This is a genomic window from Nonomuraea sp. NPDC049784, from assembly GCF_040659615.1.
GTDB lineage: Bacteria > Actinomycetota > Actinomycetes > Streptosporangiales > Streptosporangiaceae > Nonomuraea.
In genome coordinates this window covers 1-8,639 of sequence record NZ_JBFAMX010000447.1, presented here as the reverse complement: position 1 = coordinate 8,639, position 8,639 = coordinate 1, and the positions used below count along the sequence as shown (strand labels likewise).

Annotated in this window: 9 protein-coding genes and 1 pseudogene; 2 read left to right on the top strand and 8 right to left on the bottom strand. The window is 70.1% G+C overall.

The annotated features are described in order from the left end of the window. The 5 genes and pseudogenes from AB0J09_RS47245 to AB0J09_RS47225 all read right to left on the bottom strand — a co-directional run. A pseudogene (locus tag AB0J09_RS47245) lies at positions 1 to 261 on the bottom strand (hypothetical protein); the annotation flags it as partial. Then, on the bottom strand, positions 258 to 911 hold the full coding sequence (locus AB0J09_RS47240) for a putative N-acetylmannosamine-6-phosphate 2-epimerase (protein WP_360706746.1): 654 nt from the start codon (positions 909 to 911) through the stop codon (positions 258 to 260). The pseudogene AB0J09_RS47245 and the gene AB0J09_RS47240, both read right to left, overlap by 4 nt. Continuing rightward, positions 908 to 1,720: a carbohydrate ABC transporter permease gene (locus AB0J09_RS47235; protein WP_360706743.1), complete on the bottom strand. Its 813-nt coding sequence runs from the start codon at positions 1,718 to 1,720 to the stop codon at positions 908 to 910. Before AB0J09_RS47235 ends, AB0J09_RS47240 begins: the two co-directional genes overlap by 4 nt. Then, a complete protein-coding gene (locus AB0J09_RS47230; protein ID WP_360706741.1) occupies positions 1,707 to 2,609 on the bottom strand; it encodes a sugar ABC transporter permease in 903 nt (300 codons plus the stop codon). Before AB0J09_RS47230 ends, AB0J09_RS47235 begins: the two co-directional genes overlap by 14 nt. Then, entirely contained in the window at positions 2,596 to 3,870 is a 1,275-nt protein-coding gene (locus tag AB0J09_RS47225) for an ABC transporter substrate-binding protein (protein WP_360706738.1), read from the bottom strand. Before AB0J09_RS47225 ends, AB0J09_RS47230 begins: the two co-directional genes overlap by 14 nt. 109 nt (positions 3,871 to 3,979) lie before the next feature. Between AB0J09_RS47225 and AB0J09_RS47220 the strand changes: the two genes are divergently transcribed. Together AB0J09_RS47220 and AB0J09_RS47215 are read left to right on the top strand one after the other, a co-directional pair. Next, positions 3,980 to 4,702 carry a GntR family transcriptional regulator gene (locus AB0J09_RS47220; protein WP_360706735.1) on the top strand — a complete coding sequence of 241 codons (723 nt, stop codon included), beginning with the start codon at positions 3,980 to 3,982 and terminating at the stop codon, positions 4,700 to 4,702. Between the two features lie 13 nt (positions 4,703 to 4,715). Then, positions 4,716 to 6,143, top strand: coding sequence for a DUF4127 family protein (locus tag AB0J09_RS47215; protein ID WP_360706732.1), 1,428 nt, complete (start codon positions 4,716 to 4,718; stop codon positions 6,141 to 6,143). Between the two features lie 6 nt (positions 6,144 to 6,149). On the opposite strand, the gene AB0J09_RS47210 is transcribed toward AB0J09_RS47215, so the two are convergent. The 3 genes from AB0J09_RS47210 to AB0J09_RS47200 all read right to left on the bottom strand — a co-directional run. Continuing rightward, the gene (locus AB0J09_RS47210; RefSeq protein ID WP_360706729.1) at positions 6,150 to 6,809 is read right to left on the bottom strand and encodes a DUF2306 domain-containing protein; all 660 of its coding nucleotides are present in this window, start codon (positions 6,807 to 6,809) and stop codon (positions 6,150 to 6,152) included. A 166-nt stretch (positions 6,810 to 6,975) separates the two neighbouring features. Beyond that, positions 6,976 to 7,635 (bottom strand): rhomboid family intramembrane serine protease, encoded by a 660-nt coding sequence (locus tag AB0J09_RS47205; RefSeq protein ID WP_360706727.1) that lies wholly within the window; start codon positions 7,633 to 7,635, stop codon positions 6,976 to 6,978. Positions 7,636 to 7,938: 303 nt separating this feature from the next. Then, the coding region (locus AB0J09_RS47200) for a substrate-binding domain-containing protein (protein ID WP_360706724.1) at positions 7,939 to 8,639 on the bottom strand (701 nt) is incomplete at its 5' end.

Below are 8,639 nucleotides of genomic sequence, written 5' to 3'. Positions count from 1 at the left end.
CGAGGCGATGCGCCCCAGCGGATCGACCGTGCCGGCGGTGCCGATCCCGCAGACCGCGGCCCGCCTCACCAGCGGGCGGGCGAGCTCGAAGGCGGTCCGGAGGATCGACGGCCCGGCGGGGGTGGCCGCCCTGCGCCGCGCCTCGAGCGTCCCGTCCGGCGCCACGAGCCCCACCGCGATCTTGGTGCCGCCGATGTCGACGGCCAGCGCGAGAGGGGTCGTCGCGACGGGGCGGCCGGACGCCGGGTGAGGCGGCGTCATCGCGGTGCGGCGGCGGCCAGCCGCCGGGTGATGGAGACCGGGTCGGTGATCGCCCCACCGACCACCACGGCCCACGCGCCTGCCGCGAACGCCTGCCGTACCTGCTGCTCGGTGCGGTAGCGGCCCTCGGCGATCACCCGCACCCCGCGTGCGGCGAGCGCGCCGACCAGGTGCAGGTCGGGGTCGTGCGGCGTGGGCAGCTGGCGGGCGGTGTAGCCGGACAGCGTGGTGCCGACGACGTCCGCACCCGCCTCCCAGGCGGCCAGGCCCTCCTCAAGGGTTGAGACATCCCCCATGACGGGCAGGCCCAGCGCGTGGATCTGCTCGATCAGCTTCAGCCCCGGCCCGGGGGTTTCGTCCGTGAGGTCCACGGCGATCACGTCCGCGCCGGCCTCGGCGAGCCCGGCCGCCAGTTCCAGCGTCGGCGTGATCACGTCCCTGTGCCCGTGCCCGACCTTGTGCAGACCGATCAACGGCGATTCCGTACGCCGGCGCACCGCGGAAACGTCCTCCGCCGAGTTGACCCGCAACCCGGCCGCCCCGCCGAGCACGGCGCACTCGGCCAGGCGGGCGATCACCTCGGGGTCGCGTAACGGGTGTCCGGGCGGAGCCTGGCAGGAGACGATGAGCCCGCCACGCAGCCGGTTCATTTGAGTGCCCCTGTGGAGATGCCGCCGACGAAGTAGCGCTGACCGAAGATGAAGATCAGCAGAGCGGGGATCGTGAACATGACACAAGCGGCCATCAGCGGCCCCCAGGCGATGTCGTGCTCGGCGAAGAAGGCGTACAGACCGATGGACAAGGTGTACTTCTCGCTGTCGTTGAGGTAGATGAGCGGGTTCAGGAAGTCCGTCCACGTCCACACGAACTGGAAGACCGCGGAGGTCACCAGTGCCGGACGCGCCAGCGGAAGCACGATCGACCAGTAGATGCGCAGCTCGTTCGCGCCGTCGAGGCGGGCGGCGGCGATCAGGTCGTTCGGCACGCTCATCAGGAACTGACGGATCATGAAGATGAGGAACGGCGTGCCGAAGAAGGCCGGGGCGATCAGCGGCCAGTAGGTGTCGCCCGCGTTCAAGGCGTTCCACAGCAGGTAGACGGGGATCATCGTGACCTGCGGTGGCAGCATCATCGTGGCGAGTACCACGGCCAGCAGCGCGCTGCGTCCCCGCCACCTCAGCTTGGACAGCGAGTAGGCGACGAGCGGGCAGGCCAGCAGCGTGCCGATCACGTTGGCGGCCGAGACGAACAGCGTGTTGCCCAGGTAGCGCCAGACCGGGATCTGCTGGAAGGCGGCGGCGAAGTTCTCCCACGTCCACTCGGCCGGCAGCAGCCGGGGCGGCGCGTGGAAGATGTCGGCCGGCAGCTTGAACGCCGTGCTCAGCATCGCCAGGAACGGGAAGACGAACACCAGCACCAGCCCGGCGACCAGCAGCCGCCGCCCGTTAGCGCGAACCATAGTGCACCCACCTGCGCGAGCTCAGCACCACCACCACCGTGATGATCAGTGTGACGAGGAAGAGCACCCACGCCATCGCCGAGGCGTAGCCCATCTTCAGGAACACGAACGCGTTCTGGAACAGGTACATGCTGTAGGAAAGCATGCTGTCCTCGGGCCCGCCGCTGCTGGTGTTGAGCCGCTCCTGGGTGAGCAGGTACGGCTGCGCGAAGATCTGCAGGAACCCGATGAACGTGACGATGACCTGGAAGAGCGTGATCGGCGACAGCATGGGCCAGGTGACGTGCCGGAACCGGCGCCACGACCCGGCTCCGTCGATGGCCGCCGCCTCGTACAGCTCGGCGGGCACGTCCTTGAGCGCCGCCAGATAGATGATCATGGTGCCGCCGACCGTCCACAGCGACATCAGCACGATCGCGGGCCGCGACCAGTCAGGACTCTCCAGCCACAGCGGGGCGGGCAGCCCGACCAGCCCGAGCCCCCAGTTGACGAAGCCGTACTGGGCATTGAGCAGCCACCGCCACAGATAGCCGCCGACCACGATCGGCACGATCGTCGGCAGGTAGACCAGCGCGCGGAACAGCGGCTGCCCGCGCACCGGCAGGTTGAGCACATGCGCCCCGGCCAGCGCGATCGCGATGGTCAGCGGCACGCCGAGCGCGGTGATGTAGAGCGTGTTGCCCAGGCTCTGCCACAGCCGCTCGTCGCTCAGCATCCTGGCGTAGTTGGCCAGGCCGACCCCCTGCGGGTCCTGGAACAGGTTGAAGTCGGTGAAGCTGTAGCGGAGGGAGGCCAGGATCGGGTACGCGATGAACACCGCGAACCCGATCAGGAAGGGAGAGGCGAACGCCAGCCCCTTGAGCAGCCCCCTCCTGTCACCCGCGCGCATAACCCGAGGCTCTGCCGGCGACCTTGGCCATGCCCTCCTCCGGTGTCGCCGTGCCCCTGGCGACAGAGTCGAAGGCGCTCTCGAGGTCGGTGGCGTACTCGGCGGCGTACGGCGCGCTGGACAGCGAGCGGACCTTGGGCGACTTCATCGCCTGCAGCCAGACGTCGAAATTCGCGATCTTCGCGTACGCGGGATCGCCGGCCAGTCCTGTCCGGGCGGGCAGGTTGCCCAGGGCGAGGCTCAGCTCGCGTGCCGCGCTCTCCGACACCATGTACTTCAGGAACGTGGCGGCCTCCTTCCGGTGCTTGGAGTTGGCCGGGATGAACAGCGTGCTCGCGGTCAGCTGGGTGGTGCCGTCGAGGTCGGGCCGGGCGACGGGGATCGGGCTGACGCCCCACTCCAGCTCGGGCGCGTTCTTCGGGATCGACACGGCCTGCCACTCACCGTCGATGACCATGGCGACCTTGCCCGAATAGAACGGGTCCTGGGCCGACATGTACTGGCCCCACCCGGCCTTGAAGGCGTTCACCTTGTCGGCGCCGTACTTCTTGGTGATGTTGTCCTGCCAGAACTTCAGCGCCGCCAGGTTGCCCGGATCGCCGGGGCTCGGGGCGGGGTTGGCGGGGTCGGTGCCGTCCCAGTTGCCGCCGAAGGCGTATCCGAGCGTGGTCAGGGAGGTCGGCAGGTTGGGATTGCCCAGGCCCAGCTGGGTGAGGGCGCCCTTGCCGTCGGTCTTGGTGAGCTTGGGGATGGCCGCGGCGAGCTCGTCCGTGGTCCTGGGCGGCTCGACCCCGGCCGCGTCCAGCAGCTTCTTGTTGTAGACCAACTGGAACGTGTGCACGGCGATCGGCAGCGCGTACGTCTGGCCCTTGTAGCGCATCTGGTCCATGGCGGCGGGCGCGAAGGCGCCCGTGTCGACACCCTGCTCCTTGAGCAGGTCGTCGAGCGGGGCCAGGATGCCCTTGGCCGCCCACGAGCCGACCGTGTTGCCGAAGTTGTCGGAGATGTCGAACGTTCCGTTGGCGCTGGACATCGAGGCGAGCTGCTTCTGGGTGTCGGGGCTCGAGACACCCTTCACCACGATCTTGTTCTGACTGGCGTTGAAGCCGGCGATGAGCTTCTCGATCGCCTCGCCCTCCGGCCCGGACCAGAGGTAAGAGAACGTGATCGTCGTCTTGCCGCCGGATTCGGCGGCGTTGCCAGAGCATGCCGCCAGTGCGGCCACGAGCATTAAGGGCATGCCCATTTGGACGATCTTCATCTCTTGCTCCTCGCAAAATGCCGAAATCGTTCTGAATTGGTATAGGCCAGTTTGGGCAAGCAGGTCAAGGTATTGGAGTACACCAATTTCGGGTTTAGACTCCTGAGCCATGAAGACCGAACGCCCCGCGGCCAAGTCGGAGCAACTCCGCCGGCACCTGGAGGGTCTCCTGGTCGGCGAGCTGGCTCCGCACGAGCGGCTGCCCACCGAGCGGAGCCTGGCCGAGGAGTTCTCCGTCAGCAGGCTCACCGTGCGGCGCGTTCTGGACCAGCTCGAGCGGGAGGGGCGGGTCTACCGGGTCCAGGGTTCGGGCACGTTCGTGAGCGAACCACGCATCCGCAAGTCCGTCGAGCTGACCTCCTTCAGCGAGGACATGCGCTCACGCGGCCTGCGCCCCGGGTCGCTCGAGGTCGGCTGCGAGCGGATCCCGGCGGGCGCCGACATCGGCTACGCCCTGCAGATCAGCCCGTCGTCGGAAGTCCTGCACATCCGCCGGGTCCGCACCGCCGATGACGAGCCCATCTGCCTGGAGCACAGCTACCTGCCCGTCGAGCTCGTGCCCGACGATCTGGGGCCGGAGCTGCACGGCTCGCTGTACGAGGTGCTGTCGGCACGATACGGGCTGACCCTGCATCGGGCGGAGCAGGCGATCAAGGCGACCGTGCTCGATCCGGACGACGCGCGGGCCCTCCATGCCCCGCCGTTCTCCCCGGCCTTCCTGGTGCAACGGACCGGCTTCGACATCCGCGGCCGGGCCATCGAGCGCGCTGACTCGCTCTACCGGGGAGACCGTTACTCCTACCAGCTCACCATCTACCGCGACGCCCAGTAGGAAGTTCCACCGCATGCACATCGCTCTTCTTCCCCTCGACGAACGCCCGGTCAACACCCGCCTGCCCGCCGACGTCGCGGCCATCGCCGGCGCGCGGCTCAGCCTGCCCGACGCCGGGCTGCTGCCGTCCATGCGGATTCCCGGCAAGGCCGGGCCCCTCGGCGAATGGCTGCTGGACCAGGACCCGGACGCGGCCGTGGTCTGCGTGGAGATGCTGGTGCACGGCGGCCTCGTCGCGTCCAGGACCACCGGCGACGACACGCTGACGGTCCTCGAGCGGCTCAACGTGCTGCGCAGACTCCGCCGGGCCCGGCCCGGCCTGCCCATCTCCGCGGTCTCGCTGGTCACCAGGGCCAGTGACAGCTACCACGGCGACGAGGAACCGCCGTACTGGCCGCGGTTCGGCCGCGAGCTGCACGCGTACGGCGGGCTGCTCCACCGTGCGCACGTGGCCGACCTGACGGGTGCCGAGCCCCCTGCCGACGAGCTCACCAGCAAGATCCCCGCCGAGGTCCGGACCGACTTCGAGCTGCGCCGCCTGCGCAACCACGCCGTCAACCTGGAGGCGCTCAAGCTCCTCGCGGAAAGCGTCGTCGACCCGCTGCTCATCACCGCCGACGACACGGCGGTGCACTCCGCGGGCTCGGTCGAGCAGGGCTGGCTTCGGCATTGGGCGCGGGCGCTCGATCCGGCGGGCACGCTGCTGATGTACCCGGGCGCCGACGAGGTCGGCGCGGTGCTGGTCGCCCGCGCGCTCGCGGCACGGCATGGCCGCCCCATCCGCATCCGCGTGGTCAGCGGCGACCCGGCCGGGCTGGACGTCGTCGCCGCCTTCGAGAACCTGCCCGCCGGCGCGGGCGCCCGCAGGCAGATCCTCGCCGCCGGCGCCCAGGTGGCCGAGGACGGCCAGGACGCCGACGTCGCCCTGGTCCTGCACACCCCCGCCCCGGGCCGTACCGACTGGCTCGGCAACCCGCCCAGCCCGGACCCCGCCGCGGTCGCCGCGACGGTCCGGGAGATCCGTGCGGCCGGCGTCCCGGTCGCCCTGGCGGACGTCCGTCACACCAACGGCGGTGACCCGGACCTGATCAAGGCGCTGAGCGCGGAGGGCCTCGTCGAGGGCCTGGTGGCTTACGGCGGCTGGAACACCGCGGGCAACACGATCGGCTCGGTGGTGGCGGCCGCCGTGGCAACCGTCGTCGGCACCAGGGAGAACACCCTGGACCGGACCGCCGCCCGGCGCCTCCTCCTGCATCGCCTCACCGAGGACTACGGCTACCAGGCCATCGTCCGCGCCACCGGCCCGGACGCCACCGCGGCCCGCGAGAGGCTCGAGCCGATCCTGCACGGCTTCGCCCCGGACTGGACGATCCAGGACATCACGTTCCCGTGGAACCGCTCCTTCGAGATCGACTTCACGCTGGCTCGACGTCAGGCGTAGTCACAGTCACCCCGATCGCCCCGCGCGTCCCGGACGCGATAGCCGGGAGCGCCGGCGGATGACCCATTCGGCCACGGCGAGGTTGATGACCCAGCTTGCTCCGAGGAGCAGCGCCCTGGTGAACTCGCCGGGCGTGGCGCCCGTGGCCACGAGCCAGAGGGACTGGGTCACCGCCTGGGTGCCCGCGCCCATGCCGAGCGCGTAGCCGCGGGTCATCCAGGCGCGGTGCCGGGCGACGTCGCGCCGCAGGATCGCGGCGAGGCCGAGCGCGAGCGAGACGGCCATGGCCGAGCCGAACACGAGCCGGAAGCCGGTCAGGAGCCCGGCGTCGCCGGGGGGAAGCGTGGCGAACAGGGTCATCCACAGGCCGGTCAGCGCCGCGACCAGGCCGCACGGCATCAGCACCCGGCCGACCGCCCGGTGCCACGCGGGCCTGCGGCGGCGGAAGCCGGGCGCGAACTGGAAGGCCCCCAGGACGCTGTAGACGGTGACGGCCACGATGTGCAGCAGCACGGGCACGGGCTCGGCGAAGAAGCGCGCGTTGTCCGGCGTGATGTCGGCGCCGCCGGTCAGCTCGCTCACGCGGACGGCGCCCGCGAGCACCGGAATGAAGCTGAGGGCGAGCAGCCCGGTGGGGATGAGCCATCCCGCCTTCGTGTCGGTCATGCCTCGATGGTGGCGACCGTGGCGGCCGCGGTCATCGGCGGAACGGCTCGCGCCGGTCCGGCCTTTCAGCCACCGGTGAGGTCGTACTTTCGGCCGGGCGGGCCATCACATGTGGACGCCTCCGTCGAACGCGCTGTCGTCGGGGACGAGCATGGCGACGTTCCGATCAGAGCCCGAGGTCGTCCAGTTCCTTCATCAGCGCGGCCCTCGAGTTCGGTTGTGGGGAGGCCGGCGCCGGCCGGGGACGCTTGCGGTCACGGAACAGCCAGCCACCTAGCACGCCGGCGACGAAGCCGAACGCGTGAGCCTGCCAGCCGATGCCCTCCTGAGGCAGCAGCCCGGCGAACTGGTAGGCGAAGGACAGCGCCATGACCACGCCTACCACGATGTCGATCAGATGCCGGTCGAAGGCACCGCGCACCAGGATGTAGCCGAAGTAGCCGAAGACGACGCCGCTCGCGCCCACGCCAATGCCCTGCGGGCTGGCGGTGAACCAGGCGCCGAGACCGCTGACCACGATGATGAGTCCCGTCACGCTGAGGAACTTGGCGACGCCTCGATAGGCGGACAGGAAGCCGAAGACGAACAGCGGCCCCGAGTTGGCCTCGATGTGCTCCCAGCTCCAGTGCAGGAACGGCGATGAGATGATGTCAGGCAGCCGTGCCGGGTTCCACGCCTGGACGCCGTACTGGTAGCTCAGCGCGTAGCCCGACGCCCAGTTGGGGATCTGGATGATCCAGATGACGGCCAGGAACCCGACCATCACCCAGAACGCCTTGCGGGCTTCAGCGATCATTATCTCGGCGGTGCGCCCCTTGGCCTCCACCCGTTTCCTCCCTGCCAGATCCTGTACGGCGAACCAGTATCGGGGCGAAAGGTCACGAATGCAGCACCGGACGCCGGTCAGGTGCTGATCGGACCGAAGGCGGAGGACAGGTTGAACCAGTTGATGGTCATCATCACGAAACCGAGCGACACGACGACGAACACCGCCCAGCGGCGGCCGTCGGGCGCGGTCGGATGAGTGGGGGGAGAGCCGACGTTGGAGTGTCAAGCGTCTCCTGGTGAAAAGATCGCGCGACGGGCGTGGCCGGCCGCCCAGAGGCGCCTGGTCCCGGAGTCTCAGCTCTCAGGCATGTTTCGCGCAGGCCACGTCCGCCGTGGACGCGCGGACGATCAGCTCGGTGGCCAGCTCGACGTGGTGGGAGTCGATCTTCTCGCCGGCCGCCAGGCGCAGCGCCGTACGCAGTGCCACGCCGCCCATCTCGCGCAGCGGCTGGCGGACGGTGGTCAGGGGCGGGGAGGCCATCCGGGCGATCTGGGTGTCGTCGAAGCCCACGATGCTCAGATCCTCCGGAATGCGCAGGCCCCGCGCCCTGGCGGCCTCCATGACGCCCAGCGCGCTCTCGTCGCAGCCGACGAAGATCGCCGTCGGCGGCTGCGGCAGGTCGAGCACGGCCCCCCCGTACTCCAGGCCGTCGTGGTAGCGGAAGTGCCCGGACCGTGTGTACTCCGGCCGCACCGGCGCCCCCTCGGCCTCCATGGCGGCGCGGTAGCCGTGCAGCCGGGCCTGGTTGCAGGCCGCGGTGGCCGGGCCGCCGATGTAGGCGATGCGACGGTGCCCGAGGGACAGCAGGTGCTGGGTGGCGGCCAGCCCGCCGGCGAAGTTGGTCGAGCCGATGCTGGTCACCTGGGCGTAGGGCAGGTTGAGCGGGTCGATCACGACCAGCGGCAGCTGAACGCGGGACAGAGCGTTCAGCTGCCTGGCGTTCAGCTCGTCGCAGGTGACGGCGATCAGGGCCCGGCGACCGGCGGCGACCAGGTCGCGGG